The 26,699-nt window shown below is 61.1% G+C and carries 21 protein-coding genes; 17 read left to right on the top strand and 4 right to left on the bottom strand.

What is annotated here, in order from left to right; all coding sequences use genetic code 11:
- Window positions 1-2 precede the first annotated feature (2 nt).
- The 8 genes from A9K68_RS25055 (at window position 3) to A9K68_RS25020 (ending at window position 13,996) form a co-directional block, all read left to right on the top strand.
- Complete coding sequence (locus A9K68_RS25055) at window positions 3-785, top strand: ATP-binding cassette domain-containing protein (RefSeq protein ID WP_029355791.1); 783 nt, start codon at window positions 3-5, stop codon at window positions 783-785.
- Window positions 786-1,038: 253 nt separating this feature from the next.
- Complete coding sequence (locus A9K68_RS25050; protein WP_065006285.1) at window positions 1,039-3,501, top strand: glycogen/starch/alpha-glucan phosphorylase; 2,463 nt, start codon at window positions 1,039-1,041, stop codon at window positions 3,499-3,501.
- A gap of 58 nt (window positions 3,502-3,559) precedes the next feature.
- Window positions 3,560-5,773: a 1,4-alpha-glucan branching protein GlgB gene (gene glgB / locus A9K68_RS25045; RefSeq protein ID WP_065006286.1), complete on the top strand. Its 2,214-nt coding sequence runs from the start codon at window positions 3,560-3,562 to the stop codon at window positions 5,771-5,773.
- A gap of 31 nt (window positions 5,774-5,804) precedes the next feature.
- Window positions 5,805-7,073 (top strand): glucose-1-phosphate adenylyltransferase, encoded by a 1,269-nt coding sequence (gene glgC / locus A9K68_RS25040; RefSeq protein WP_029355800.1) that lies wholly within the window; start codon window positions 5,805-5,807, stop codon window positions 7,071-7,073.
- Complete coding sequence (gene glgA / locus A9K68_RS25035) at window positions 7,074-8,519, top strand: glycogen synthase GlgA (RefSeq protein WP_065006287.1); 1,446 nt, start codon at window positions 7,074-7,076, stop codon at window positions 8,517-8,519.
- 3 nt (window positions 8,520-8,522) lie between these two features.
- Window positions 8,523-10,151 carry an alpha-D-glucose phosphate-specific phosphoglucomutase gene (locus A9K68_RS25030; protein ID WP_065006288.1) on the top strand — a complete coding sequence of 543 codons (1,629 nt, stop codon included), beginning with the start codon at window positions 8,523-8,525 and terminating at the stop codon, window positions 10,149-10,151.
- Between the two features lie 217 nt (window positions 10,152-10,368).
- Window positions 10,369-12,381 carry a glycogen debranching protein GlgX gene (glgX, locus tag A9K68_RS25025; RefSeq protein WP_065006289.1) on the top strand — a complete coding sequence of 671 codons (2,013 nt, stop codon included), beginning with the start codon at window positions 10,369-10,371 and terminating at the stop codon, window positions 12,379-12,381.
- Window positions 12,371-13,996, top strand: coding sequence for an alpha-glucosidase family protein (locus A9K68_RS25020; protein WP_065006290.1), 1,626 nt, complete (start codon window positions 12,371-12,373; stop codon window positions 13,994-13,996). The genes glgX and A9K68_RS25020 overlap by 11 nt, the downstream gene beginning before the upstream one ends.
- A gap of 16 nt (window positions 13,997-14,012) precedes the next feature.
- On the opposite strand, the gene A9K68_RS25015 is transcribed toward A9K68_RS25020, so the two are convergent.
- The gene (locus A9K68_RS25015) at window positions 14,013-15,797 is read right to left on the bottom strand and encodes a pilus assembly protein TadG-related protein (protein ID WP_065006291.1); all 1,785 of its coding nucleotides are present in this window, start codon (window positions 15,795-15,797) and stop codon (window positions 14,013-14,015) included.
- A complete protein-coding gene (locus tag A9K68_RS25010) occupies window positions 15,798-16,277 on the bottom strand; it encodes a TadE/TadG family type IV pilus assembly protein (RefSeq protein WP_082982138.1) in 480 nt (159 codons plus the stop codon).
- A 370-nt stretch (window positions 16,278-16,647) separates the two neighbouring features.
- Here A9K68_RS25010 and A9K68_RS25005 point away from each other — a divergent pair, with 370 nt between their 5' ends.
- The 4 genes from A9K68_RS25005 to A9K68_RS24990 all read left to right on the top strand — a co-directional run bounded on the left by A9K68_RS25005 (window position 16,648) and on the right by A9K68_RS24990 (window position 22,061).
- Complete coding sequence (locus tag A9K68_RS25005) at window positions 16,648-18,240, top strand: peptide ABC transporter substrate-binding protein (protein ID WP_065006292.1); 1,593 nt, start codon at window positions 16,648-16,650, stop codon at window positions 18,238-18,240.
- A 162-nt stretch (window positions 18,241-18,402) separates the two neighbouring features.
- The gene (locus tag A9K68_RS25000; protein ID WP_065006293.1) at window positions 18,403-19,326 is read left to right on the top strand and encodes an ABC transporter permease subunit; all 924 of its coding nucleotides are present in this window, start codon (window positions 18,403-18,405) and stop codon (window positions 19,324-19,326) included.
- Window positions 19,319-20,440: an ABC transporter permease subunit gene (locus tag A9K68_RS24995; protein ID WP_065006294.1), complete on the top strand. Its 1,122-nt coding sequence runs from the start codon at window positions 19,319-19,321 to the stop codon at window positions 20,438-20,440. The genes A9K68_RS25000 and A9K68_RS24995 overlap by 8 nt, the downstream gene beginning before the upstream one ends.
- Before the next feature lies 1 nt (window position 20,441).
- A complete protein-coding gene (locus tag A9K68_RS24990) occupies window positions 20,442-22,061 on the top strand; it encodes an ABC transporter ATP-binding protein (RefSeq protein WP_065006321.1) in 1,620 nt (539 codons plus the stop codon).
- Window positions 22,062-22,433: 372 nt separating this feature from the next.
- Here A9K68_RS24990 and A9K68_RS24985 read toward each other — a convergent pair whose 3' ends face one another.
- Window positions 22,434-22,718 (bottom strand): DUF982 domain-containing protein, encoded by a 285-nt coding sequence (locus tag A9K68_RS24985; protein WP_065006295.1) that lies wholly within the window; start codon window positions 22,716-22,718, stop codon window positions 22,434-22,436.
- Between the two features lie 56 nt (window positions 22,719-22,774).
- Here A9K68_RS24985 and A9K68_RS32340 point away from each other — a divergent pair, with 56 nt between their 5' ends.
- Both A9K68_RS32340 and A9K68_RS24980 read left to right on the top strand, forming a co-directional pair.
- Window positions 22,775-22,897 carry a hypothetical protein gene (locus tag A9K68_RS32340; protein WP_281409486.1) on the top strand — a complete coding sequence of 41 codons (123 nt, stop codon included), beginning with the start codon at window positions 22,775-22,777 and terminating at the stop codon, window positions 22,895-22,897.
- 242 nt (window positions 22,898-23,139) lie between these two features.
- The gene (locus tag A9K68_RS24980; RefSeq protein WP_029355825.1) at window positions 23,140-23,367 is read left to right on the top strand and encodes a hypothetical protein; all 228 of its coding nucleotides are present in this window, start codon (window positions 23,140-23,142) and stop codon (window positions 23,365-23,367) included.
- 183 nt (window positions 23,368-23,550) lie between these two features.
- Here the strand turns inward: A9K68_RS24980 and A9K68_RS24975 are convergent, their stop codons facing one another.
- Window positions 23,551-23,802 carry a DUF6074 family protein gene (locus A9K68_RS24975; RefSeq protein ID WP_082982140.1) on the bottom strand — a complete coding sequence of 84 codons (252 nt, stop codon included), beginning with the start codon at window positions 23,800-23,802 and terminating at the stop codon, window positions 23,551-23,553.
- A gap of 210 nt (window positions 23,803-24,012) precedes the next feature.
- Between A9K68_RS24975 and A9K68_RS31450 the strand changes: the two genes are divergently transcribed.
- The 3 genes from A9K68_RS31450 to A9K68_RS24960 all read left to right on the top strand — a co-directional run bounded on the left by A9K68_RS31450 (window position 24,013) and on the right by A9K68_RS24960 (window position 26,608).
- Complete coding sequence (locus A9K68_RS31450) at window positions 24,013-24,261, top strand: hypothetical protein (protein WP_203546863.1); 249 nt, start codon at window positions 24,013-24,015, stop codon at window positions 24,259-24,261.
- Window positions 24,262-25,158: 897 nt separating this feature from the next.
- A complete protein-coding gene (locus A9K68_RS24965) occupies window positions 25,159-25,983 on the top strand; it encodes a 5'-3' exonuclease H3TH domain-containing protein (RefSeq protein ID WP_065009938.1) in 825 nt (274 codons plus the stop codon).
- A gap of 337 nt (window positions 25,984-26,320) precedes the next feature.
- Window positions 26,321-26,608 carry a hypothetical protein gene (locus A9K68_RS24960; RefSeq protein WP_065008429.1) on the top strand — a complete coding sequence of 96 codons (288 nt, stop codon included), beginning with the start codon at window positions 26,321-26,323 and terminating at the stop codon, window positions 26,606-26,608.
- The last annotated feature ends 91 nt before the right edge of the window (window positions 26,609-26,699 follow it).

Here is a 26,699-nt window from a genome sequence, read left to right as displayed (position 1 = left end):
CCATGACCCAGGAGCCCATCCTCACCGCGCGTGGCCTCGTCAAGCGCTACGGCCGCGTTACCGCACTGAACAGCTGCGACTTCGATCTCTATCCGGGAGAAATCCTGGCGGTGATCGGCGACAACGGCGCCGGCAAGTCGACGCTGATCAAGGCGATCTCGGGCGCCGTGATTCCGGACGAGGGGATCATCGAGTTGGACGGCAAGCAGGTGCTCTTCAAGTCGCCCATCGAGGCCCGTGAAGCCGGCATCGAAACCGTCTACCAGAACCTGGCGCTGTCGCCGGCGCTGTCGATCGCCGACAATATGTTCCTCGGTCGCGAGATCCGCAAACCGGGTTTTCTGGGCGACTGGCTGCGCATGCTCGACCGCCCGGCAATGGAAAAGCGCGCCCGCGACAAGCTCACCGAACTTGGCCTGATGACCATCCAGAACATCAGCCAGGCCGTGGAAACGCTGTCGGGCGGCCAACGCCAGGGCGTGGCGGTGGCGCGCGCCGCCGCCTTCGGCTCGAAGATGGTTATCATGGATGAGCCGACGGCGGCGTTAGGCGTCAAGGAGAGCCGCCGCGTGCTCGAACTGATCCTCGACGTGAAGAAGCGCGGCCTGCCGATCGTGCTGATCTCGCACAACATGCCCCATGTCTTCGAGGTGGCCGACCGCATTCACATCCATCGGCTGGGCCGTCGCCTCTGTGTCATCGATCCCAAGCAATATACGATGTCCGACGCCGTCGCCTTCATGACCGGAGCGAAGCTTCCGCCGGAGGCGGCGCTGGCGGCCTGATGCATGTCGCCCAAAAGCATGCCCTCGGGCGCGAACCGAGCGCAGCGGTTTTGGGACAACGCCATGCACAAAAGTAAGAACTTAAGGCGCGTCGCAGAGGCGCCAAACGCGACGCGCTTTAAGTTGCTAGGTTGCCGCAGGTAAGCTTCCCCGCGGCAATCTAACTCGATTGAACGCACAACAATATGCGCTAGCATAGGCTGGGAGGAATGGTGAAAGCCGGTATGATCATGGCAACCGCACGAGAGGCAGCATGACGCGCGCGATGACATCCAAAGCTCCCATTCTCGAATACTCCGATCCCAAGGCGCTTGCCGATGAAGTCTTGAAAGCCCTCAAATACAGGCTCGGCAAGGGTACCAGCGTCGCGACTCAATACGACTGGCTCACCGCCTCGATCAAGGTCGTGCGCGACCATATCGTCGATCATTGGATGCAGGCGACGCAAGAGGCCTACGCCCATCAGGAAAAGCGCGTCTATTACTTGTCACTGGAATTCCTCATCGGCCGCCTGATGCGCGACGCCTTCTCCAATCTTGGCCTGATGGATAATATGCGCGAAGCGCTGCGGTCTCTCGGCGTCGACCTCGACCTCATCGCGGCCCTCGAGCCAGATGCAGCGCTTGGCAATGGCGGTCTTGGCCGGCTCGCCGCCTGCTTCATGGAAAGCATGGCAACCGTCGACATTCCCGCGCATGGCTATGGCATTCGCTACGCCAATGGCATGTTTCGGCAGGAAATCCATGGCGGCTGGCAGGTTGAGCTGCCCGAGACCTGGCTCGATCACGGCAACCCTTGGGAGTTCGAGCGGCGCGAACGTTCTTTTGAGGTCGGTTTCGGCGGCTCGGTCGAATCGATCACATCGAAGGACGGCAGGCTTGAGCGCCACGTCTGGAAGCCGACCGAACATGTTCTGGCGGTTGCCTATGATACGCCGGTGGTTGGCTGGCGGGCCAACCGCGTCAACACGCTGCGGCTCTGGTCCGGCATGCCGATCGATCCGATCCTGCTCGACAAGTTCAACGCCGGCGACCACATCGGTGCGCTCGCCGAAAGCAACAAGGCCGATGCCTTGTCGCGCGTCCTTTACCCTGCTGATTCCCACAAGGCCGGTCAGGAGCTGCGGCTTAGGCAAGAGTATTTCTTTTCCACCGCATCGTTGCAGGACATTATCCAGCGTCATCTCAGCCAGTATGGCGACCTGCAGTCGCTGCCCGACAAGGCGGCGATCCATCTGAACGACACCCATCCGGCCATCGCGGTGGCCGAGCTGATGCGCCTGTTGATGGACGTCCACGGCATGGATTTCGATCAGGCCTGGAGTATCACCAAGCGCACTTTCGCCTACACCAACCACACGCTGCTTCCCGAAGCGCTCGAAAGCTGGCCGGTGCCGCTGTTCGAGCGGCTGTTGCCGCGCCATATGCAGATCGTCTACGCCATCAACGCCGAAGTGCTGCTGGAGGCGCGCGCCTCCGACCAGTTTTCTGACGAGCAGATCAGCCAGATCTCGCTGATACAGGAGAATGGCGAGCGCCGGGTGCGCATGGGCAATCTGGCTTTTGTCGGCTCGCACTCGATCAACGGCGTCTCTGCCCTTCACACCGAGCTGATGAAGGAAACGGTGTTTGCCGAGCTCCATAGGCTCTACCCCGACCGCATCAACAACAAGACCAACGGCATCACGCCGCGGCGCTGGCTGATCCAGTGCAATCCCGGTCTCACCGCGCTCACCCGCGAGGCGATCGGCGACCGCTTCCTCGACGATATAGACGCAATCAAGGAGCTCGATGGTTTTGCCGACGACGCCGCCTTCCGCGACAAGTTCGCGGCGGTCAAGCGGGCGAACAAGGCCAAGCTTGCGAATCTCGTCGCCGACCGCCTCGGCATCAAGGTCGATCCCTCGGCGCTGTTCGACATCCAGATCAAGCGCATCCACGAATACAAGCGCCAGCTCCTGAATATCCTCGAAACAGTCGCCCTCTACGACCAGATCCGCTCCCATCCGGAGCGCAACTGGATGCCACGCGTCAAGTTCTTTGGCGGCAAGGCAGCGCCCAGCTATCACAACGCCAAGTTGATCATCAAACTCGCCAACGACGTCGCCAAGGTCATCAACCGCGACCCGGCCGTTCGCGGCTTGCTCAAAGTTGTGTTCGTGCCGAACTACAATGTCAGCCTGGCCGAGATCATGATGCCGGCCGCCGATCTCTCAGAGCAGATATCGACCGCCGGCATGGAAGCCTCCGGCACCGGCAACATGAAGTTCGCGCTGAACGGTGCGCTGACCATCGGCACGCTTGACGGCGCCAATGTCGAGATCAAGGAATGCGTCGGCGACGACAACATCTTCATTTTCGGCCTGACCACCGAAGAGGTCGCCGAGCGGCGCAGCAACGGCTACGATCCGCGATCGGTGATCGGAGCCTCTTCCGAACTGGCGCAGGCTGTGGCTGCCGTTTCGTCGGGCGTCTTTTCGCCTGACGATCCGGAACGCTATCGCGACCTGATGAACGGCCTCTATCAGAGCGACTGGTTCATGGTCGCCGCCGATTTCGATGCCTACGCCGCCACCCAGCGCGAAGTTGACGCCGTCTGGCGCAACAGCCCGGATTGGTACGCCAAGGCAATCCGCAATGTTGCCCGCGTCGGCTGGTTCTCGTCCGACCGTACGATCCGCCAATATGCGAAAGAAATCTGGAACGTGCCGGTCTGATATGATTGCATGAGGCCACGAACAACGTGGTCCGGGTGCCGGGGAGGGTCACTGCCTGATGAGGAAGCCACGCGCGACCGCTGCGACAAGCGGGCCGGATGGACTGGCTTCAGCCGGTGATGTCGCGGCAATTGTCGCCGGCACGCATAGTGACCCTTTCGCTGTCCTCGGTGTGCACGAGGTTGACAACAGCTTTGTCGCCCGCTGCTTCGTCCCTCATGCCGAGTTCGTCACTGCCTATACGCTGACCGGCAAGAAAGCCGGCGAACTCTCCAGGCGCGACGAAGGCGGCTTCTTCGAGGGCAGCCTGTCGCTCAGAAAGCGTCAGCCGCTGCGCTATCACGCGCGCAATGCCGGTGGTGACTGGTGGCTGACCGATCCCTATTCGTTCGGTCCGGTGCTCGGTCCGCTGGACGACTACTATATCGCCGAAGGTTCGCACCTCAGGCTGTTCGACAAGCTTGGTGCGCATCTCATCGATCACGAGGGTGCATCCGGCGTGCATTTCGCCGTCTGGGCGCCCAATGCAAGGCGCGTCTCGGTGGTCGGCGATTTCAATGAATGGGATGGCCGCCGGCATACGATGCGCGTCCGCCGCGACACCGGCATCTGGGAGTTGTTCATTCCCGACATCGGCGCCGGCCGGCCCTACAAATACGAGATCATCGGGCCCGATGGCGTGAGGCTGCCGCTGAAGGCCGATCCGTTCGCTTTCAAGTCCGAACTGCGCCCGGCCACCGCTTCGGTGACGGCGCTTCCGCCGGCGCATCAATGGGGTGACGAGGCGCACCGCAATTTCTGGCGCAACGCCGATCCCAGGCGCGAGGCGGTGTCGATCTATGAGGTCCATGCCGGCTCCTGGCAGCTTCACGACGACGGCAGCTTCCTGTCATGGGACGAACTTGCCGGCCGGCTGATCCCCTACGTCGTAGACACGGGTTTCACCCACATCGAATTCATGCCGATCTCCGAACATCCCTATGATCCGTCCTGGGGTTACCAGACGACCGGCCTCTACGCGCCGTCGGCCCGCTTCGGCGATCCGGACGGTTTTGCCCGGTTCGTCGACGGCGCCCACCGCGCCGGCCTCGGCGTCATCCTCGACTGGGTGCCGGCACATTTTCCGGTGGACGCGCATGGCCTGGCCAATTTCGACGGCACCGCGCTGTATGAGCATGCCGACCCGCGCAAGGGCTTCCATCCCGACTGGAACACCGCGATCTACAATTTCGGTCGGCGCGAGGTCGTCTCGTTCCTCGTCAACAATGCGCTGTTTTGGGCTGAGAAGTACCACGTCGATGGTTTGCGGGTCGATGCCGTCGCCTCGATGCTCTACCTCGATTATTCGCGCAAGGCCGGCGAATGGATTCCCAACGAAAAGGGTGGGCGCGAGAACCTTGAGGCGGTCAGCTTCCTCCAGAGGATGAACAAGGAGGTCTACGGCCATCATCCTGGCGTGATGACGATTGCCGAGGAATCGACCTCATGGCCAAGAGTTTCGCAGCCGGTGCATGAGGGCGGGCTGGGTTTTGGCTTCAAGTGGAACATGGGATTCATGCACGACACGCTGGAGTATTTCTCCAAGGAGCCAATTTTTCGCAAGCATCATCACAGCGACATCACCTTCGGCCTCGTCTATGCCTTCAGCGAGAATTTCGTGCTGCCGCTCTCCCATGACGAGGTCGTGCACGGCAAGGGGACGCTGCTCGGCAAGATGGCCGGCGACGACTGGCAGAAATTCGCGACGCTGCGCGCATACTACGCCTTCATGTGGGGCTACCCCGGCAAAAAGCTGTTGTTCATGGGGCAGGAATTCGCCCAGCGCCGCGAGTGGAGCGAGGCGCGCGCGCTCGACTGGAATTTGCTCGATTTCCAGGCCCATCGCGGCGTCTGGCAGACGGTGCGCGATCTCAACTATCTCTACCGCTCACGCCCGGCGTTGCATGCTCGCGATTGCGAGCCGGAAGGCTTTTCCTGGCTGATCGTCGACGATAGCGCGAATTCTGTCTTTGCCTGGCTGCGCAGCGCGCCGGGCGGAAACCCGGTCGCCGTCATCTCCAATTTTACACCGGTGCCCCGTGACGAATATCGCGTGCCGTTGCCGACGGCTGGAAGATGGCGCGAGATCATCAACACGGACGCCAGCGACTATGGCGGTTCCGGCAAGGGCAATGGCGGTGCCGTCGAGGCTCGGGCGGAAGGAGGAGGCATCTCGGCGACGATCCTGTTGCCGCCACTGTCGACGATCATGCTCGAATTTGCTCCGGACTAAGCGATGTCTCGCGTAACTTGGGAGGATAAAAATGGCAGAGATAAAACGGACCCAGCCGCTGGCGCGCGATGCCATGGCCTATGTTCTGGCCGGCGGCCGTGGCAGCCGCCTCAAGGAATTGACCGACCGGCGCGCCAAGCCCGCAGTCTATTTCGGCGGCAAGACGCGCATCATCGATTTTGCGCTCTCCAATGCGCTCAATTCCGGTATTCGCCGCCTCGGCGTCGCCACTCAGTACAAGGCACACTCGCTGATCCGCCACCTGCAGCGCGGCTGGAACTTCCTGCGGCCCGAGCGCAACGAAAGCTTCGATATCCTGCCGGCCAGCCAGCGCGTGTCGGAAACGCAATGGTATGAGGGTACGGCCGACGCCGTCTACCAGAACATCGACATCATCGAGGCCTACGGGCCCGAATACATGGTCATCCTGGCCGGCGACCACGTCTACAAGATGGACTACGAGCTGATGCTTCGCCAGCATGTCGACGCTGGCGCCGACGTCACCGTCGGCTGCCTCGAAGTGCCACGCATGGAGGCGACCGGCTTCGGCGTCATGCATGTCGATGCCAAGGACACCATCATCTCCTTCATCGAGAAACCGGCCGATCCGCCCGGCATTCCAGACAAACCGGATTTTGCCCTGGCTTCAATGGGCATCTACGTGTTCAAGACCAAGTTCCTGATGGAGCAACTGCGCCGCGACGCGGCCGAGCCGGGCTCAAGCCGCGACTTTGGCAAGGACATCATCCCCTATGTCGTCGAGCACGGGAAGGCGATCGCCCATCGCTTCGCCAAATCCTGCGTGCGCTCGACGGCCGAGAACGAAGCCTACTGGCGGGATGTTGGGACGGTCGACGCCTATTGGGAAGCCAATATCGACCTCACCGACATCACGCCGGAGCTCGACCTCTACGACCGCGACTGGCCGATCTGGACCTATGCGGAGCTGAAGCCGCCGGCAAAGTTCGTGCATGACGAGGATGGCCGCCGCGGCTCGGCTGTGTCGTCGCTCGTCTCAGGTGATTGCATCGTCTCTGGTGCTTCGCTGAAGCGAAGCCTGATCTTCACCGGCGCGCGCATCAACTCCTATTCGACGCTCGAGGAAGTCGTCATGCTGCCAGACTGCCAGGTCGGCCGGAACGCAAGATTGAAGCGCGTGGTGATCGACCATGGCGTGAGGATACCGGAGGGGCTGGTGGTCGGCGAGGATCCCGTTCTCGATGCCAAGCGCTTCCGCGTTTCCGAAAAGGGCATCTGCCTCGTCACGCAGGCGATGATCGACAAACTGGGATTGCAATGAATGCAGGTTCTGTCGGTCACGCCCGAAATATTCCCTCTGATCAAGACTGGCGGGCTTGCCGACGTGACCGGCGCGTTGCCCGTCGCGCTCGCCGGCAAGGGCGTGACGATGCGCACGCTTGTTCCCGGCTATCCTCAGGTGATGGACACCTTCAAGAAGAAAAAACCCGTTCACCAATATCCGCTGCTGCAGGGCGGCAAGGCGTCGGTCCATGCCGTCCAGATTGCCGGGCTCGACCTGTTCGTGCTCGACGCGCCGCATCTGTTCGATCGCCCCGGCGGTCCCTATGGCAATGCCACCGGCGCCGACTGGCCGGACAATTGGCGGCGTTTCGCGGCCTTGAGCCAGGTTGGCGGCGACATCGCCGGCGGCGCCATCTCGGGCTACCAGCCGGACATCGTCCATGCCCATGACTGGCAATCGGCGATGACGCTGGCCTATATGCGCTACGGCAAGGCAGTCGGCACGCCGTCGATGATCACCGTCCATAACCTCGCTTTCCAGGGTCAGTTCGGCGCCGGCATTTTTGGCGAGCTTGGCTTGCCGGCGGCGGCCATGGCGCTCGACGGCGTCGAATATTATGGCGGCGTCGGGTTTCTCAAGGCCGGCCTGCAGGCCGCCTGGTCAATCACCACAGTCAGCCCGACCTATGCGCAGGAGATCCGCTCGCCGGAATTCGGCATGGGGCTCGATGGGCTCGTCAACATGCGATCCGTCGATCTCTATGGCATCGTCAATGGCATCGATACCGAGATATGGAACCCTGAAACCGACAAGCATCTGGTCTCCAACTACACGGCCAAGACATTGAAGGCGCGGCATCCCAACCGGTCCGCGGTCGAAGATCGTTTCAACCTCGACCGCGACGACAGTCCGATCGTCTGCGTCATCAGCCGGCTCACCTGGCAGAAGGGCATGGACATACTGGCGACGGTGATCGACGGGATCATTGCGAGGGGCGCACGCTTGGCGATCCTGGGGTCCGGCGACGCCGGCCTTGAAGGCGCGCTGTTGGCCGCCGTCGCCCGCCATCGCGGTCGCGTCGGCGTCGTTGTCGGTTACGACGAGGGGCTGTCCCACACCATGCAGGGCGGCTGTGACGCCATCGTCATCCCGTCGCGTTTCGAGCCTTGCGGGCTGACGCAGCTTTACGGCCTGCGCTACGGCTGCGTGCCGGTCGTCGCCCGCACCGGCGGCCTTGCCGACACGGTCATCGACGCCAATGAAGCGGCCGTTTCGGCAGGTGTGGCGACCGGCTTCCAGTTCGCGCCCGCCAATGCTGGCGCCTTGCTGCACGCCATCCGCCGGTTGGTGGAAGCGCATGCCAGCCCCACGATCTGGGCGTCGATGCAGCGGCAAGGCATGAAGGCCGATGTGTCGTGGGATAAAAGCGCAGAAAAATACCTCGAACTCTATCGCTTGCTGCTTTCGAAAAGGGCTGTCTGACGCATGATACGCACCGTCGCCACCAAACCCTACTCCGACCAGAAGCCCGGCACTTCCGGGCTGCGCAAGAAAGTACCGGTGTTCCAGCAGGAGCACTATGCCGAGAACTTCATCCAGTCGATCTTCGATGCGTTGGACGGGTTCGAGGGCAAGACCCTGGTGATTGGCGGCGACGGCCGCTTCTACAACCGCGAAGTGATCCAGAAGGCCATCGCCATGGCGGCGGCAAACGGCTTCGGCAAGGTGATGGTCGGACAGGGGGGCATCCTGTCGACGCCCGCCGCTTCCAACATCATTCGCAAATACAAGACCTTCGGCGGCATCATACTGTCGGCCAGCCACAATCCGGGCGGCCCGCAGGAGGATTTCGGCATCAAATACAATGCCGGCAATGGCGGGCCGGCGCCGGAAAAGGTGACCGACGCGATCTTCGCCAAAACCAAGGTGATCTCCAGTTTCAAAATCGCCGACATCGGCACGGTCGATCTCGACACGATCGGCACGGTCGAGGCGGGCGGCATGACGGTCGAGGTGATCGACCCTGTCGCCGACTATGCCGAGCTGATGGAAGGCCTGTTCGATTTTGATGCCTTGCGCGCACTGTTCAAATCGGGTTTCCGCATGCGTTTCGACGCTATGCATGCCGTGACCGGCCCCTACGCCAAGGATATCCTGGAGAACCGGCTCGGCGCACCGAAGGGGACCGCCCGCAACTTCATTCCCCTGCCGGATTTCGGCGGCCACCATCCCGATCCCAACCTGGTCCATGCCAAACACCTCTATGACGAGATGATGGGACCGGATGCGCCGGATTTCGGCGCTGCTTCCGACGGCGACGGCGATCGTAATCTGATCATCGGCAAGGGCATTTTCGTCACCCCGTCGGATTCGGTGGCCATGCTCGCCGCCAACGCCCATCTGGCCCCAGGCTACAAGGCCGGGCTGAAAGGCATCGCGCGCTCGATGCCGACCAGCGGCGCGGCCGATCGCGTCGCCGAAAAGCTCGGCATCGGCATCTACGAAACGCCGACCGGCTGGAAATTCTTCGGCAACCTGCTCGATGCCGACATGGCAACGATCTGCGGCGAGGAAAGTGCGGGAACCGGCTCCAACCATGTCCGCGAAAAGGACGGGCTGTGGGCCGTACTTTTGTGGCTCAATATCCTTGCTGCCCGCGGCGAAAGCGCCAAGCAGATCGTCACTGAGCACTGGGCCGCCTATGGCCGCAATTACTACTCGCGCCACGACTATGAGGAGGTCGAGACCGACCGCGCCAACGCGCTGGTCGACGAATTGCGGGCGAAACTCGCATCACTGCCCGGCACCAGCGTGCGTGGCATGAAGATCGCCAGCGCCGATGATTTCGCCTACCACGACCCGGTCGACGGCTCGATAGCCAAGAACCAGGGCATCAGGGTGCTGTTCGAAGGCGGATCGCGCGTCGTCTTCCGTCTTTCCGGCACCGGCACCTCGGGCGCGACGCTGCGCGTCTATATCGAGCGCTACGAGCCGGACAAGTCCAGGCATGATCTCGACACGCAGGAGGCGCTTGCCGATTTGATTGCGGCAGCCGATGATGTCGCCGGAATTCGTAGCCATACCGGCCGCGCCAAGCCGAGCGTGATTACGTGAAGCTGGCGCGGCGCGCCTTTCCTTCTCCCCTTGTGGGAGAAGGTGGATTGGCGCGTAGCGCCGAGTTGGATGAGGGGTGTTGGACGGAGTGCTGTCGGTGCCTAGCTGGAGCACCCCTCATCCGTCGCCTTTGGCGACACCTTCTCCCACAAGGGAAGAAGGGGGAGCCAACCTGCCAACGCCTCAATCTGTCTATGATCTGTTGCTGTGAGTGCACGTGACCTCGCTCGGCGCGACCGTCACCCGCAAAGGCATTCGCTTTGCCGCTTGGTCGTCTGCGGCCAGCCGGCTCTGGGTCTCGATCTTCGACGAGCAGGGGGAGAGGGAGATCGACCGGCTCGAACTCCAGCCGGAAGGCGAGGGCGTTCACGCGCTTTTCGTTGCCGGCCTCGCTGCCGGCACCCGATACGGGTTTCGCGCCGATGGCGACTATGCGCCCGAGAAAGGGCTCTGGTTCGATCCCGACAAGCTGCTGGTCGACCCATATGCCGTCGAGATCGACAGGCCTTATGTTTATGACATCAGGCTCGCCGCACGACGGGGCGAGGGCACCGATACCGCGCCGCTGCTGCCGAAAGCGATTGCCGCCACCCTGCCGCAACCGGTGCCTGCCTTGCCGCCGCTATTCCAGCCCGGTGGCCTGATCTACGAAGTGCCGGTGCGCGCCTTCACAATGCTGCATCCGGACATCCCGAAGCCCCAGCGCGGAACGATTGCAGCTCTTGCCCATCCGGCCATCGTCGAGCACCTGAAAAAACTCGGGGTCGGGGCGGTCGAACTGATGCCGGTGACGGCATCGATCGATGAGCGGCATCTGCCGCCGCTCGGGCTGCGTAATGCCTGGGGCTACAACCCCGTGACCTTCATGGCGCTCGATCCGCGCCTGGCGCCCGGCGGTCTCGCGGAATTGCGGCAGGCCGTCGCCACGCTGCGTAAGGCCGGCATCGGCGTCATCCTCGACCTCGTCTTCAACCACACCGGCGAAAGCGACAGGCTTGGGCCGACGCTGTCGCTGCGCGGCCTCGACAGCCGCGCCTGCTTCCGACATTGGCCGGACGGCAGCTTGGCTAACGACACCGGCACCGGCCACACGGTCGCCTGTGATCATCCGATCGTCCGGGAAATGATCCTCGACACACTTCGTCACTTTGTCCGCCATGCTGGCGTCGACGGTTTCCGCTTCGATCTGGCGCCCATTTTGGGTCGGGTCGATGGCGTATTCGACGCGGCGGCACCGTTGCTTATGGGTATTCGGAACGACCCGGTCCTTAGTGACAGGGTGCTGATCGCCGAGCCTTGGGATATCGGCACGGACGGTTATCAGCTTGGCAATTTTCCTCCGCCCTTCCTCGAATGGAACGACAAATATCGCGACGACATTCGCCGGTTCTGGCGCGGCGATAGCGGCATGGTCGGCGCGCTGGCGACCCGGCTTGCCGGCTCGTCCGACGTGTTTGCCAAGCCAGGCCACCAGACAAGCCGCAGCGTCAATTTCATCGCCGCGCATGACGGCATGACGCTGGCCGACATTGTTGCCTACGAGCACAAGCACAATGAGGCCAATGGCGAGCAGAATTGCGATGGCCACGACGACAACTTGTCTTGGAACAATGGCGTCGAGGGTGAGACCGGCGACCGGGGGATCGTTACGGCCCGTTTCGATGACCAGTGTGCGCTGCTCGCGACACTGTTTGCCTCGCGCGGCACCGTCATGCTGACCGCCGGCGACGAATTCGGCCGCACCCAGAAGGGCAACAACAATGCCTATGCGCAGGACAACGAGATCACCTGGCTCGACTGGACCGGGCGTGACCAGGCGTTGGAACAATGCGCCGTTTTGCTCGCCGCGATGCGTCGTTCCGTGCCGGCGCTTTCCGACACGCGCTTGCTGACCGGAGAGCCGCGGCCCGGGTCAGAAATACCGGACGTCGTCTGGCTGACTGAAACCGGCATGCCGCTCGATGAGGCAGGCTGGCACGATTTCGGGCGGTACCGCCTGATCATGATGCTCGGCGGCGATGATTGCCGCCTTGCCGTGGTCATCAATGGCGATCGCCGGGCGTGTATGTTCACGCTGCCGGAGCGCGACGGATTTCGATGGGAGCCAGCCATCGAAACACCGGACGGCGCAGCCGGAATTTCACGGCCGGTGCCGGGGCGAACGGTGAGTTTTATGATTGAACACAAAGCCGCGCAGGCTCAGATAAAGGAGAACGGCGGTGGCAAGTGACAACGCCGAGTGGTGGCGCGGCTGCGTCATCTACCAGATCTACCCGCGCTCCTTCCAGGACACGACAGGGGACGGCAGTGGCGATCTGCGCGGCATTGTCTCAAGGCTGGCTCATGTCGCATCGCTTGGCGTCGACGCCGTCTGGCTGTCGCCCTTCTTCAAGTCACCGATGGCCGATATGGGCTACGACGTATCCGACTATACAGCCGTCGACCCGATGTTCGGCATATCAGAGGATTTCGAGGCGGTGGTCGCCGAGGCGCACCGTCTCGGCCTGAAAGTCATTATCGACCAGGTCCTGTCGCATTCGTCCGACCGGCACGAATGGTTCGTCGAAAGCCGCGCGAGCCGCGATAACCCTAGGGCGGACTGGTATGTCTGGGCCAATCCGAGGCCTGACGGCACCGCGCCCAATAACTGGCTGTCGGTCTTTGGCGGCCCCGCCTGGGAGTGGGACGCGACCCGCAGACAGTACTACATGCACAATTTCCTCGCCTCGCAGCCGGACCTCAATTTCCACAATCCGGAGGTTCAGGACGCCTTGCTGGAAACGGTGCGGTTTTGGCTGGAGCGCGGCGTCGACGGCTTTCGGCTCGATACGGTCAACTACTATGTCCATGACCGCTGGCTGCGCAGCAACCCGCCCCTGGCGTCGAGCGTCGCCGGCACGAACACCGAAACCAATCCCTACCTCTATCAGGAGCATCTGTTTGACAAAACGCAGCCCGAAAACCTCGCATTCCTCAAGCGTTTTCGGGCGCTGCTCGACCAATATGAGGGCCGCGCCGCTGTCGGTGAGGTCGGCGACGAAACCCGTTCGTTGCAGACGCTCGCCGCCTACACCAGCGGCGGCGACAAGCTCGACATGTGCTACACGTTCGACCTGCTCGGTCCGCAATTCTCGGCAGCACATGTACGCGGATGTGTCGAGGCTTTCGAGAGTACGGTCTTGGACCGTTGGGTCTGCTGGGCGTTTTCCAACCACGATGTCGTTCGCCATGTGACACGCTGGACGAGGCCCGGCGGCGATCTGGAAAGGACGGCGAAGTTCTCGATCGCGCTGCTGTCATGCCTGCGTGGATCGATCTGCCTCTATCAGGGCGAGGAGCTCGGGCTGGAGGAGGCGGAATTGGCGTTCGAGGATCTGCGCGATCCTTACGGCATCCGCTTCTGGCCGGGATTCAAGGGCAGGGATGGATGCCGCACGCCGATGGTCTGGGAGAAAGGCGCCGACAATGCCGGGTTTTCAACAGGCGAGCCGTGGCTCCCGATCCCGGAAAGCCATCGCGCCCGCGCGGTCGATGTCCAGAACGCCGAGAAAAAGTCGGTTCTAGCCAGCTACCGGGCGATGCTGGCGTTGCGCAAGCAGCATGCGGCGCTGGTTCGGGGCTCGATCCGGTTCCTCGATGCCGAGGGCGATGTCCTTGCCTTCATTCGCGAAGGCGGCGGCGAAAAGCTGCTTTGCGTCTTTAATTTCGCCGATGAGCCAGCCAATTGGCGGTTGCCGCAGGATGTCGATGTCGCAGAGACGATCGAACTTGGGGTTGGTGGGGCCTTCCAGAACGGCGCTCTGTCACTGCCGCCGCTAAGCTGCTTTCTCGGACGAGCCGGCTGATCTCTCTACTTGGTCGTCATTGAACGAGCACGGAGCGCCCGCAAGTCGCGCCCATGACCCGAACGTCTGCCTCGCCGACATGCACGCCCAGTGCCGCAAGCACGTTGTAAACCAATTCGTCGACCGGCGCCGTCACGCCGTTCAGCAGCGCCACCACTGCCGGCTTCACCGTTCCAAGAAGGGCGGTTACATCAAGCCCGAGGCCCAGCGCACTGACCGAAAGCGACAAATTGCTGACCAGCGACGTGGTGAGAGATTGCGTCAGGTTTTTCGTGGAAGCGGTTTTTATCGTCTTGTTTGCGATTTCGGTGCTGTTGAAGGTCAGTATCGTCGGATCGTTGTTGGCGATCTCAACGGCCGCAGAACCATTCACGCCGATCAGATTCAGGGTGAGAAACAGAAGCTTCACGCTGACCTGCGCGATTTCGGCATTTTGAAACGACTGTGGGTTGCTGAAATCGGCGAAGGCGGAGGGGCTGTTGTCGGCATCGCTGGCGCCAAGGTGTAGCGAGGCAAGGCCCGGACGTGCGGCAATGGTAACCTTCAAACTGTCGGGGTGCCCGGTCGGGCAGCTGATGTCGGTCAGCCTGGCTTCGGCGGAGGCCACCTCAACATGCAGCGGCAGTTTGACGGCCAGCAGGCTGATGCCGCCACCAAGATTCGAATTGCCGATGCCGACGGATGCCACCAGCTTGATCCGCGTCTGCGCCGTACGCACCACGGCGCCCTTCTCGCCGATTGTCAGCCATGGCGAGAATTGCGCCGGTTCGCCGATGGCTACGGCAAGCGTGGTCGAGGTAAGCCCCGGAATGGTGGCCCCGAGATTGACCTGGACCTGGTTCGAACCGTTGGCCAGTGCAGCGGCGGTGGTTAGCATGCCCATGGCGCTTGCATCGACGGAAAGGCCAGCCGGCTTTTGTCCGAGGCCCAACTGGCCAATTGATCCAAGGTCGACAAGACGATTGAGCGGGATTTTGACCGTGCTGGTGGCTCTGGACGCGATTGTCTGCAGAACGAGCTTGCTGCTGCTGCCAACTGTTGAAACGTTAGCCAGGGCCGTGGCTACCTGGCCCACTGTCGCTTTTGATGCCAGCACGTCTGAATAGCTGACGCCTGTCAGTTGCAACTGGACGGCAAGAGCGTCGACGAACGAAAGCACATTCACATCGGCCGAGATCAGGGCGTTATAGTCCATGACGCTGAGCGAGATGTTAGTGCCCAGGAGGCCGCTGAGAAGCGAGTTCAGGATGCCGCCATTGACGCTGAGAAGCCTGGACCCGACCGAGAACATCGCCTGTGGCGTGACGCTGGCAAGGGCTTCGGTGCCGATGACCGGCGTAGGAATAAGCGAACTTGCGAAATAGCGGGCAGGAATCTTTTTCAGCGCGACATGGACGGCATTGTACGGCGTCTTGCCGGCCTCGAAGCGCTTGTCGACGCCGAGCGACGACTCTGGTGAGTATCGGCCGGCGGTGACCGACACGACGGTTTTTCCGAGGGCCGGGGCGATCGTCTGTCCTGCCTTCTGAACCACGATACCCGGCATTCCATTGTCGCCGAGCGTGGTCACCACCGCGGCCTCAATGTTGTTGATGTTGGAGGCGGCGGTGATTGCCGCCAGATCGGTCATTGCCTGGGCTTCCCGGCGCTCCGTGTAGATCGAGCCTTCGTCGATGGCGAAGGCGGCCAGCGCCAGCGCGAACGGTGCACACAGCGCCGTCATGACGGTGAAGTTCGCCTTCAGGTCGCCAAGCATTGAGTGGGCGGCCCGGCCGATCCTCCTCGGCAAAGGTTCCGACATTCAGATGCCTCCAACCCGGATTGTCGACTGGCGTGAGATCGTGGTTCCAGGCATGGGCAGCGCCGGGAATAAATTCCAGACCGGCAGGTTGCGGGCATCGTATTGGATGGACACGACGAACTGTTTTCCGTCGGCCGTGCTGTCCTTTGCCTGATAGGTCAGCTTGTCGGATTTGACGAAGGGATATCCGCCGGCATTGTTGTTGACGAAACTGGTCACCAGCGCCTGGCGCTCGCCTTCGTTCAGCCCGGCAATCGCCGTGCGGGCGGCGTCCGCCGCGATTTGCTGTACGGAGTTGCTTGCACCGAAATAGATACCATATGCAACTATTCCGAGCAAAAGTAAGATAAAAATCGGCGAAAGCAGCGCGAACTCAATCGCGGAAGTTCCGGACCGCTCTCTAAACTGACATAATTTGAGTCTTAGTCGGCGCGTTTTATGACACTCTATAGTGATTGTCTTACTTTCTTCGCCGTTCATGTCCTTCGCCCATCGAGACATACCGAAGCTCACGAGAAATATAATCCTTGGTTGTTTAAAGACGCATTAAGACATTTCGGCAAAGTGGAATCGACGGCAAGTTTCTGGCCAGAAACGAAGGCTTGAAATGGGAGACGGAGCAAGCCCATGGTTTCGACCGCTGTTCTGCCGGTCACGAAGTGGCCTGTCGCTGCGCCTTACTTAGGGTGACCTAACGAGTCTGTTGAAATAAAAAATCGCCACGTTACTGTTTGGCCACCAGCTGCCGGAAAGGGAACCGGCGGCGCGCTCAAAGGGGCCATCTAATCGGTTTCGGGGCGTCAACACTCAAGAGGCGCAGCTGAACGGCCGCCTCGACAGGGAGAACTCCATGCTGAAAAATATGCTGAAGGCGACGGTGTTCGCCACAACCATGGCCTTGGCTGCCGGCACGTTCTACACGCCGGCCTTCGCCGAGGTCGTCTATAACCGCGGCACCGCCGCCGAATCGGAGTCGCTCGACCCGCACAAGACCTCGACAATTTACGAAGCAAATATTTTGCGTGACCTGTTCCAGGGGCTGACCATGCAGGACGCAAAGGCGAACCTCATCCCGGGCGCCGCCGAAAGCTGGACAGTATCGGACGACGGCACCGTCTACACCTTCAAGCTGCGCAAGGGCGCCGTCTGGTCGGATGGTGCTCCGGTCACGGCAGATGACTTCGTCTACGCTTTCCAACGGCTGGAAGACCCGGCCACCGGCGCCGAATACGCTTCGATGCTCTATCCCGTGAAGAATGCCGAGGAGGTGAACACCAAGAAGGCCAAGCCCGAGGAGATGGGCGTCAAGGCAATCGACGCAAATACGCTGGAAGTGACGCTGAAGGCGCCCACGCCCTATTTCCTCGAAATGCTGACCCACCAGGCGGCCTATCCGGTCAACAAGGCCTCAATGGAAAAGCTCGGCGCCGATTGGATCAAGCCGGGCAATCTGGTCTCCAACGGCGCCTATACGCTGGCGGAGTGGGTTCCCAACGACCACATCAAACTGGTCAAGAATCCGAAATTCTGGGACGCTGCGACCGTCAAGCTCGACGTCGTCAACTACATCCCGACCGAAGATCGTTCGTCGGCGATGAAGCGCTTTGAGGCCGGCGAACTCGACAGCTACGACGACCTCCCGACCGAGCAGCTCGCCGACCTCAAGGCCAAGTTTGGCGATCAGATTCGCGTCGGGCCTTACCTCGGCACCTACTATTTTGCGATCAAGACCGACAAGGCACCGTGGGACAACGTCGAACTGCGCAACGCCATCTCCATGGCAGTCGACCGCGATTTCCTTGCCGAAAAGGTCTGGCAGAACTCGATGCTGCCCGGCTATTCGATGGTGCCTCCAGGCATTGAGGGCTATACGCCGGCAATGGCCAAATACGCGGATATGTCGCAGATCGACCGCGAGGATGAGGCCAAGAAGGTACTCGAGAAGCTTGGCTATACCTCCGAGAAACCGCTGAAGATGGAAATCCGCTACAACACGTCGGAAAACCACAAGAACACTGCGGTCGCCATCCAGGAGCAGTTGAAGCCGCTCGGCGTCGAAGTCACGCTGCTCAACACCGACACCAAGACCCACTATTCCTTCCTTGAGCAGAAGGGCGACTACGACGTCGCGCGTGCTGGCTGGATTGCCGATTACAAGGATCCGGAAACCTTCCTCGGCATCTCCCGCAAGGCAAGCGGCAACAACTATTCGGGCTACAACAGCCCGGAATTCGAGAAGGCCATGGACGAGGCGGCGGCCGCCGGCGGCAAGCCCGAACAGCGCATGAAAGAACTCGCCGAGGCCGAGCGCATCCTTGTCGACGAGGTCGGTAACATCCCGCTTCTCTACTATAGCTACAAGGATATCGTTTCTCCGAAGCTTCATGGCTTCGAGGACAACGTTATGGACGTGCATCCGTCCCGCTTCATCTCCAAGGACTGATCTCCTTGGCCGGACTGCCGCTCCTTTACAGCGCCGCGCGTCCTCCGGGACGTGCAAAGGGCGCTATAACGCCTTGATTTTGCGCGTGATCCTTTCCGAACCTTCGGTTCGGGTCATGCGTTAGGGGCGGCGGCTCCGGTTTGCTAGCAAAGCGGGGAACCGATGCTACGATACGTATTCCGGCGGCTCCTGACCGCCATCCCGACGCTGTTCGTCATCGTGACCATAGCGTTCTTCCTGATACGTGTCGCGCCTGGCGGCCCGTTCAATCAGGAGCGGGGCCTCAGCCCCGAGATCAAGGCCAATCTTGAAGCGCAGTTCGGCCTCAACGACCCGCTCTGGCTGCAATATATCCACTATCTCGGCAATCTGCTGCGCGGCAATTTCGGCCCGAGCTACAATATGCCGGATTTCACCGTCACCGAATTGTTTGCCCGGGGCCTGCCCGTTTCAATCCAGATCGGCGCCTCGGCCCTGATCCTGGCACTGCTGCTCGGCGGCCTCCTCGGCACTGTTGCCGCGCTCAACCAGAACAAGCTTGCCGACTACTCGGTGATCGCGCTGGCCGCCGCCGGCAGCACCATCCCGACCTTCGTCATCGCCCCGGTGATCCAGCTTGTGTTCGGCCTGACCTGGAAACTGCTGCCGATCGGCGGCTGGGGCGATGGCGCCTTGCTCAACAAGGTCGGGCCGGTGCTGACGCTCGCCTTGCCGCAGATCGCCATCGTCGCTCGCCTGATGCGCGGCTCGATGATCGAATCGTTGCGCTCTCACCACATCCGCACCGCACGCGCGCTCGGCCTGTCGGACTGGTCGGTCATCGTCAAGCATGCGCTGCGCGGCGCCATACTGCCGATCGTCTCCTTTACCGGCCCAGCGGCGGCGGCGCTCCTCACCGGTTCGATCATCGTCGAGACGATCTTTTCTATTCCCGGGATCGGCCGCTATTTCGTCGATGCCGCGCTCAACCGCGACTACACGCTGGTCATGGGCACCGTGGTGGTGATCGCGCTGTTCACCATCGTCTTCAACCTGATCGTCGACGTCATGTATGCCTTCGTCGATCCGAGGGTGCGCTATGACTGACATCGCAGCCACCGCTCCGGCCGTCGTCGGCCGCTCCCTATGGGGTGATGCCTGGGCACGGCTCAAGGCCAATCGCGCCGCCATGTTCAGCCTGTATTATCTTGCCTTTATCGCCGTAATCAGCGTGTTCGGGCCGTCTTTGCTGCCGCATCGATACACCACCATCTACGCCGACCATGTGCGCACGCCGCCGAGCTTCTCGGCCTATCCGAAGGCCGACATGATAGAAACCGCGCTCAATGAGGCGATCAAGCGCATGCGTGTCGACATCAAGGAGTGGCGGCAGGAAGGCAACCGCATCTTCGTCACCGTCACATCGCCCAAGCCAATCGACGATCGCAATGTCCGCTATCTCGACCGTTCGGATGCCTTCGATGATACAAAGATCGAGGGTAAATCGCCTGACGGCCTAGAAGCGGTGATGAGCGCTTCGATCAGGCAGCAATATTTCCTGTTCGGCACGGACAATACCGGCCGCGATCTGCTGTCGCGAACGCTGATGGCCGGGCGCATCTCGCTGGCCATCGGCCTGCTCGCCGGGGTTGTCGCGGGGGTCATCGGCGTGCTCTACGGTGCTACGGCCGGCCTTGCCGGCGGCAAGGTCGACGAGGTGATGATGCGCATTGTCGATGTGCTTTACTCGCTGCCGTTCATCTTCTTCGTCATCATGCTGGTGGTGTTCTTCGGCCGGAACTTCGTGCTGATGTTCTTGGCGGTCGGCGCCGTGCTGTGGCTCGACATGGCGCGCATCGTGCGCGGCCAAGCGCTGTCGATCCGGCGGCAGGAATACGTCCAGGCGGCGGAGGCGATGGGCGTCGGGCAACGCGGCATCCTGATCCGCCACGTCATTCCCAACCTGCTTGGCCCGGTGGTCATCTACATGACGCTGCTGGTGCCGCATGTCATCATCCTGGAGAGTTTCCTGTCCTTCCTCGGGCTCGGCGTGCAGGAACCGATGACCAGTTGGGGCGTGCTGATCTCGACCGGCGCCAAGAACATCGGCACCGCCAATTGGCTGCTTTTGTTCCCTGCCTTCTTCCTCGTCTCGACGCTGTTCGCGCTGAATTTCGTCGGCGACGGCCTGCGCGATGCTCTCGACCCCAAGGATCGTTGAGATGGACACTTGCGAAACGATCCTCAGCGTCAAGGGCCTTCGCGTTCGCTTCCGAACGCTCGATGGCGCGGTCGAAGCCGTCAAAGGCATCAACATCCACGTCAATGCAGGCGAAACCGTTGCCGTGGTCGGCGAATCCGGTTCCGGCAAGAGCCAGACGATGATGGCGGCGATGAGCCTGCTGGCCTCGAACGGCGAGGCGACCGGCATCGTCGACTATCGCGGCCGCAACCTTTTGACCCTAAGCAAGTCCGAGCTCAATCAGATCCGCGGCCGCAAGATCAGCATGATCTTCCAGGAGCCGATGACCTCGCTCGATCCGCTCTATTCCATCGGCAATCAGTTGATCGAACCGATCCGCCGGCATCGCGGACTTGGCGCGGCGCAAGCACGCGAAGAGGCGCTCAAGCTCTTGCGGCTGGTTCATATTCCCGATCCCGAGCGGCGGATGAAATCCTATCCGCACGAATTGTCGGGTGGCCAGCGCCAGCGGGTCATGATCGCCATGGCGCTGGCCAACGATCCCGACATACTGATAGCAGACGAACCGACGACGGCGCTCGACGTGACGATCCAGGCGCAGATCCTCATGCTGCTCGCCGAACTGCAGCGCAAGCTCGGCATGGCGATCGTCTTCATCACCCATGACCTCGGTATTGTCCGGCGCTTTGCCGACCGCGTCTATGTCATGCGCTACGGCGAAGTCGTCGAGGAGGGCGAGGCGGAAGCGATCTTCGTCAATCCGCAGCATGCCTATACCAAGATGCTGCTGGCCGCCGAGCCGGCCGGAACCAAAGCGCCGCCACCGCCAAATGCGCCGGTCCTGCTCGAAGGCAGGAATGTCGAAGTGACCTTCAAGATCGGCGGCGGGTTTCTTGCTGGAGAGCCGCTGATCCTGCGCGCAGTCGATCACATTTCGATCCGGCTGAAACAAAATCAGACCATCGGCATCGTCGGCGAATCCGGTTCGGGAAAATCGACGCTCGGCCGAGCCCTGCTGCGGCTCCTGCCAAGTGATGGCCTCATCCGCTTTGGCGATCGCGATATTTCCGTCGCCGACCGCCGGGCCATGCGGCCGCTGCGGCGTGAGTTGCAGCTGGTCTTCCAGGACCCGTTCGGTTCGTTGTCGCCGCGCATGACTGTTGGCCAAGTCATCACCGAAGGACTTCTGGTGCATGAGCCGACCCTGTCGGGCAGGCAACGCGATCTGCGCGCAGTTGAGGCCTTGCGCGAGGTCGGGCTTGATCCGAATGCGCGCAATCGCTACCCGCACGAATTCTCCGGCGGCCAGCGCCAACGCATCGCCATCGCGCGGGCGATGATTCTCAAGCCCAAGGTGGTTGTCCTCGACGAGCCGACCTCGGCACTCGACCGCTCCGTCCAGAAGCAGATCGTCGAACTGCTGCGCAAGCTGCAGGCCGACCATGAACTGTCGTATCTGTTCATAAGCCACGACCTCGCTGTCGTGCGCGCCATGGCCGACTACATCATCGTCATGAAGCAGGGTAAGATCGTTGAGGAAGGGCCGACCGAGGCGATCTTCAGCAATCCGCAAGCTACCTACACGCAGACGCTGATGGCCGCGGCCATCGACGTCACACGGTTCCGCTTGAGCGCATAGCGCGGCCGGTCAGGACTGCAGCAGGTGGTGGGTGAAAGGCGCGTCCCTCGGTATCCTGCATCAAGAAACGCACGAGGCAGCGCTGAAGCGCGAGGTCGAAACGGAAGCTCAGGCTATTCGCGTTAACGTTTAGGGCAATTCCACGAAAAGTGCTAAACGGTCTCCCGTCCGGAATTGCGCAAAAACAAAGAGATAGAGCGGTTCGGCATTTCCGTGAAACGATGAAACCGCTCTAGGACGATAAGTTGGACGTTGAGGGCAAGGCGACGCTTGGCCCGAGTGTTACCGAGCCTGGACGTCGCGCAAGCGGTCGGCACAGGGGATGGCGGGCGAGGCATGTCAGCTGTTCAAGATGGCGAGGGCGGCATGACCTCACATCAGGTCTTCAGCAACCCGGTCAAATTTCTTCAGGCCTATGCTTGGAGGCTTTCGCTTAAGAAGCCCCTGTTCAGTTGCGGCCGTCTGGAAGGCAGCGATCGCAGCGTGTTGGCTGCAGTGTCCGGCTAGGCATTCTTCAACCATTCGGATTGCTTCAAGTCGGGATGGCTTGCCCATGACTGGCCACGGTTGCTGAAGCGCTGTCTTAGCGTCGGCTATCGACGCGACCACCACCGGCTTGTGATTCAGGTAAATTGTAATCGGAATAAACGCCGTCATTTCTATCGCTCGCCAGGATTGAAGGTGGCTAAACGCGAAGGCATGGCGGTGGTTGCATGAACGCGCATCATCGTGCATTCAGATTGCCGCTGCCCGATGCCGTCGAGGCTGAACTGAGCATCTCCAACCGCAAAGTCCGTCTGTCGCGCCTGCTTCGCGAATGTGCGCTGTGCGCATAGACTGGCGCCATGTTAGCACAGCAGCGCCGGAAAACCGCTCACCCGGACCTGCAGCCTCGACGGATGGCGAACGTCCTCGCCCGAGTGACGGCGGCCCTTCCGAGGCTAGTAGCCGCGGCCGGTACAACCCCGGCCGGTATATCATTGTTAAATGACGGCTACGGCGTAGGGTGCGATAGAACGTAGTCAGCAGCCACCCCTGAGCTTCTGAATGAGGGCGTTGGCTCTCCGAGGAATACCGCATGCCTATGCGTCACCCAGCAGACATCGCCATTTACCCTAATGACCTCGAAATGCTGCAACGGGTATTTATCCGGCATTGCACAGCCAACCAGTGCAGCATGGCATCGACCATGGCCCATGGCGCAGCCTCTGAGCTAATATCATTGTTCCAGGCCGGCATCGAGGACGAAGCCGAACTCGATCTCATCCTTTCTCGCCGCTCTCAGCCGTTTCGGAAGGCGGGCTAGGCTTATCGGCTTCGTCGGCGAAGACGCCTTGGCCATGCCGCGGGTGAGATGCCGCCTATCTGGTCAGCGGGAATGGAGAAGGTTGGAAGCCAGCTCCGTTTCCTCAGCCAGAATTTCACCATCGCAGTCTTTGAATGCTGCGCATCCTGTATCCACGCGGCAATCCCTCGTCCTGAGCCGATTCTATTCTGCAAGTTTCGCAGCACTGCGGGTGGCTATATCGCCTAAGACAGCGTGAAGAAGCGCTCCAACTTCCTGTTTGGCCAGCCCCGGTGCAATTCCTGATTCGGACAGTTGAATGAGAATTGTGTTGGCGGTACTGCGCCAGAAGGCATTCGCGTCCTCCCCGTTCTTCGATTCCAGGACCCGGGCGATACCTTGAACCAATTTTCGCCGCCGATGCAGCGGAAACGCTGTTATGTTTGAATCACACATGATCACCTCACCCTTCAGTCTCGCGAATAAGCATCGGCGGGTTAAAAAATTTGGTTAACAGGCTTTTTTGGCAGCGATCAGCACGGAATAAAGCATCTCGCTATAGGCTCTGCGGACGGTTGAAGTGACCTCGCATCGTGAAACGGAGCGGCGGCCGTGGTCAGGGAAGGGATGGGAGGGGAGGGCGTAGGGGCGCCCCTCGCTCCAGTCATGGCCCGCTCGATGCGGGTAAGCCTGCCAAGAAAATCAGTCCGGCTATTTACAAATGACGCCGCGCAATCGACGCCGCGCCGTCTCTTTGCTCACGCCAGCAATCTTGCGGACAAATGCGGAACTGAACGCGCCGAGCGTCGTCGTCGTCACCAGATCATAGGCTTCATCGACCTGCACCCGGTTATTCGTCCAGGATCAGCCATGATGGATAGTCGAGGCCGCCGCGGCGGCATTCGATTTCGCTGATGGCGAGATGCGGGCGCGACCGGTCGGGTCTTTGCGAAGTCGGCGGAAAGAGAAACAAGGCTGCGGGCGTTGCTGGCGTCTGGACAACGATGCAAACCGGCCTCGCCTTGCGTCTCGATTCCTCGCCGGCGTCTGCTTCCCGCGCCCATAGGTAATAAATTGTAGCAGATCGCCGGCTGTAAGCATCGGGCGTGTCGCCGGAAATTATTGCATCCAGTCCAGTCATGAGTTCATTGTGTTTGGCTGCCCTCCATCAGTTCCCGCGTCACACGAAATCGGGCCAGCCCGGCGGGACGAAGCTCATCGAGGATGCCCTTCGGGCGGCGGGTTTGATGCGCTAGGTGGACGGCCGCAAATCGCCCGCCTGCTCAGTCTCGGCGACGAATGCCCCGATGCCGTCCGCATCGGTCAATTGCCCGGCCAAGCAAAGGAACGCGGTGTCTTTGCAATCGTTGACCGCTTTTCATCGAGCGGTCGCCATGCACCATTTCACCACTTCGTCCGCGGCGATTTGGTCGGCGTTGATCGGCTTGCGGTGTCGTGATTCATCCAGCTTTTGATTCTGGAGGAATGGACGATGATGGGATCGAAGGTGGCACCGGCGCAGTTGTTCTACGATTTCTGTCTCGACGATAATGTTCCCAAGGACCACCTCCTTCGAAGGATCGACCGGTTCTATCGGAGCGTCTAACGGTCGCCATTTCCGTCCTGCGCGCGCAAGTTGCGACAGCATCGCAAACCGTTTTTCGCTGGGTTTGGAAGAAGGGATACTCCCGCGAACCAAACGTCCCCTGTTGCAAAAGCGAGTAAGCGGAGAAAGAAGTATCCGCCTGCGACTGGAAGGTAAGCGGTCTAGCTTTGCAGACCGGGCCGGATGCTGTTTCTTCGAGGATCGCGATGATCGTTCATTTAGTAGACGGCACATACGAATTGTTTCGCCACTTCTATGGCCAACGCCGGTTCAACAACGGCCAAGACAAGCCGTTTGGCGCCGTTGTCGGCGTGCTGAACACGGTGTTGGAGATGATCGAGAATGGCGCCACACACATTGGGGTGGCTACCGATCATGTAGTCGAATCGTTCAGAAATCAGCTCTGGCCCGCCTACAAGACCGGGGATGGCATCGAGCCGACATTGTTCGCGCAGTTTCACCCCCTCGAGAGAGCCCTGGCGGCGATGGGCGTGGCGGTCTGGCCGATGATCGAGCTGGAAGCCGACGACGCGCTGGCATCCGCGGCACACAGCGCGGCTGCCGATGATCGCGTGCAGAAGGTGTGCATCTGGACGCCGGACAAGGATCTCGCGCAGTGTGTGCGCGGTGACCATGTGGTCCAGGTAGACCGCAGGACCCAGAAAATTCGCGATGCCGCCGGCGTACGCGAGAAGTTCGGAGTTGAACCGACCTTGATTCCAGATTTCCTCGCGCTCGTGGGCGATAACGCCGATGGCTACCCCGGTCTCGAAGGCATCGGCCTGGTGTCAGCCGCCCGGCTGCTTGGCCGATACGGCCCTCTTGAAAGCTTTCCGCCTGAAGCCCTCGGCAAGCGTAGAGAGCTCGCGCTTTTGTTCAAAAATCTGGCGACGCTGCGCACGGACGCTCAGCTGTTCGATAACGTCGAAGAGCTGCGCTGGCACGGCCCGACCAAAGAGTTCGAGACGTGCGTGATCCAGCTAAATGACACCCGGCTCCTCGCACGTGCGCTCAAGGCTCGCCGTAACTGAACTTCGGAGGCGAGCTCTGGAAGCGGCCTTTGGAAGGCCAAGCGCCGATTTCCCCAATCGCACAGGCTGTGCAGACCATGCGTCGTTGTGCGCTCAGAAACGGATCCTCGCGATCCAGAATCGGCAACCGGGTTGACCGGCAACCGCGCCGAGCCGCAGACGCAAGCCAATTTTCCGGCTTCCGCGCTCCACGCTGTTTCAAGACGTTCAAATTTGAGCTTCCGCATTCATGCTCTGTCGAGCGTATCTTTTAGAGTCGCTTAAACCTTATGCGCCGTAAGTTTTTGCCGTGCTGAAACGCGGTCAGCGACGATGACGACGAAATAGGAGAACGCAAATGCCTCGCAATCACGTTGAACGTCTTGAAGAGTTCAGGGAAATCCTGGTCGCGACTCGACGCGAAGGAGTCCGTAACGTGCACCACACTCGGGACGCTATGCGGGCAAGTGGCTTTCAGATCGGGGACAGCGACGGCTCCAGCTACGGAGCCGAGCTGAAGGTGCTCCAAGAGGAAATCGAAGCAGTCGATCGCGCCATCGAAGACGAGAAGCGGTTGGCCATGGCGCGCGAGAGCGCGGCTCAATCCCGCCGACCGATTAAGCCCAGGATCGTGAAGGGAACATAGAGTCAGGTACGGCCCTTGGCACCCGTCGCAACTAACGGCGCGACTACTCAGATGCAGTCCTATTGGGGCCGATACGAAGTTCACCCAAGGG

The organism is Mesorhizobium sp. AA22 (assembly GCF_001672375.2).
GTDB classification, from domain to species: Bacteria; Pseudomonadota; Alphaproteobacteria; order Rhizobiales; family Rhizobiaceae; genus Mesorhizobium; species Mesorhizobium wenxiniae.
Note: the sequence above shows the minus strand (reverse complement) of the source record. Positions and strands in the feature narration are given on the sequence as shown.

Excerpts from the sequence above, each read along its gene's own strand:
- A9K68_RS25055 (WP_029355791.1), top strand. The coding sequence starts at position 3 with ATGACCCAGGAGCCCATCCTCACCGCGCGTGGCCTCGTCAAGCGCTAC.
- A9K68_RS25050 (WP_065006285.1), top strand. The coding sequence starts at position 1,039 with ATGACGCGCGCGATGACATCCAAAGCTCCCATTCTCGAATACTCCGAT.
- glgB (WP_065006286.1), top strand. The coding sequence starts at position 3,560 with ATGAGGAAGCCACGCGCGACCGCTGCGACAAGCGGGCCGGATGGACTG.
- glgC (WP_029355800.1), top strand. The coding sequence starts at position 5,805 with ATGGCAGAGATAAAACGGACCCAGCCGCTGGCGCGCGATGCCATGGCC.
- glgA (WP_065006287.1), top strand. The coding sequence starts at position 7,074 with ATGCAGGTTCTGTCGGTCACGCCCGAAATATTCCCTCTGATCAAGACT.
- A9K68_RS25030 (WP_065006288.1), top strand. The coding sequence starts at position 8,523 with ATGATACGCACCGTCGCCACCAAACCCTACTCCGACCAGAAGCCCGGC.
- A9K68_RS25015 (WP_065006291.1), bottom strand. The coding sequence starts at position 15,797 with ATGTCGGAACCTTTGCCGAGGAGGATCGGCCGGGCCGCCCACTCAATG.
- A9K68_RS25010 (WP_082982138.1), bottom strand. The coding sequence starts at position 16,277 with ATGAACGGCGAAGAAAGTAAGACAATCACTATAGAGTGTCATAAAACG.
- A9K68_RS25005 (WP_065006292.1), top strand. The coding sequence starts at position 16,648 with ATGCTGAAAAATATGCTGAAGGCGACGGTGTTCGCCACAACCATGGCC.
- A9K68_RS25000 (WP_065006293.1), top strand. The coding sequence starts at position 18,403 with ATGCTACGATACGTATTCCGGCGGCTCCTGACCGCCATCCCGACGCTG.
- A9K68_RS24995 (WP_065006294.1), top strand. The coding sequence starts at position 19,319 with ATGACTGACATCGCAGCCACCGCTCCGGCCGTCGTCGGCCGCTCCCTA.
- A9K68_RS24990 (WP_065006321.1), top strand. The coding sequence starts at position 20,442 with ATGGACACTTGCGAAACGATCCTCAGCGTCAAGGGCCTTCGCGTTCGC.
- A9K68_RS24985 (WP_065006295.1), bottom strand. The coding sequence starts at position 22,718 with ATGACGGCGTTTATTCCGATTACAATTTACCTGAATCACAAGCCGGTG.
- A9K68_RS32340 (WP_281409486.1), top strand. The coding sequence starts at position 22,775 with ATGAACGCGCATCATCGTGCATTCAGATTGCCGCTGCCCGATGCCGTC.
- A9K68_RS24980 (WP_029355825.1), top strand. The coding sequence starts at position 23,140 with ATGCCTATGCGTCACCCAGCAGACATCGCCATTTACCCTAATGACCTC.
- A9K68_RS24975 (WP_082982140.1), bottom strand. The coding sequence starts at position 23,802 with ATGTGTGATTCAAACATAACAGCGTTTCCGCTGCATCGGCGGCGAAAA.
- A9K68_RS31450 (WP_203546863.1), top strand. The coding sequence starts at position 24,013 with ATGGCCCGCTCGATGCGGGTAAGCCTGCCAAGAAAATCAGTCCGGCTA.
- A9K68_RS24965 (WP_065009938.1), top strand. The coding sequence starts at position 25,159 with ATGATCGTTCATTTAGTAGACGGCACATACGAATTGTTTCGCCACTTC.
- A9K68_RS24960 (WP_065008429.1), top strand. The coding sequence starts at position 26,321 with ATGCCTCGCAATCACGTTGAACGTCTTGAAGAGTTCAGGGAAATCCTG.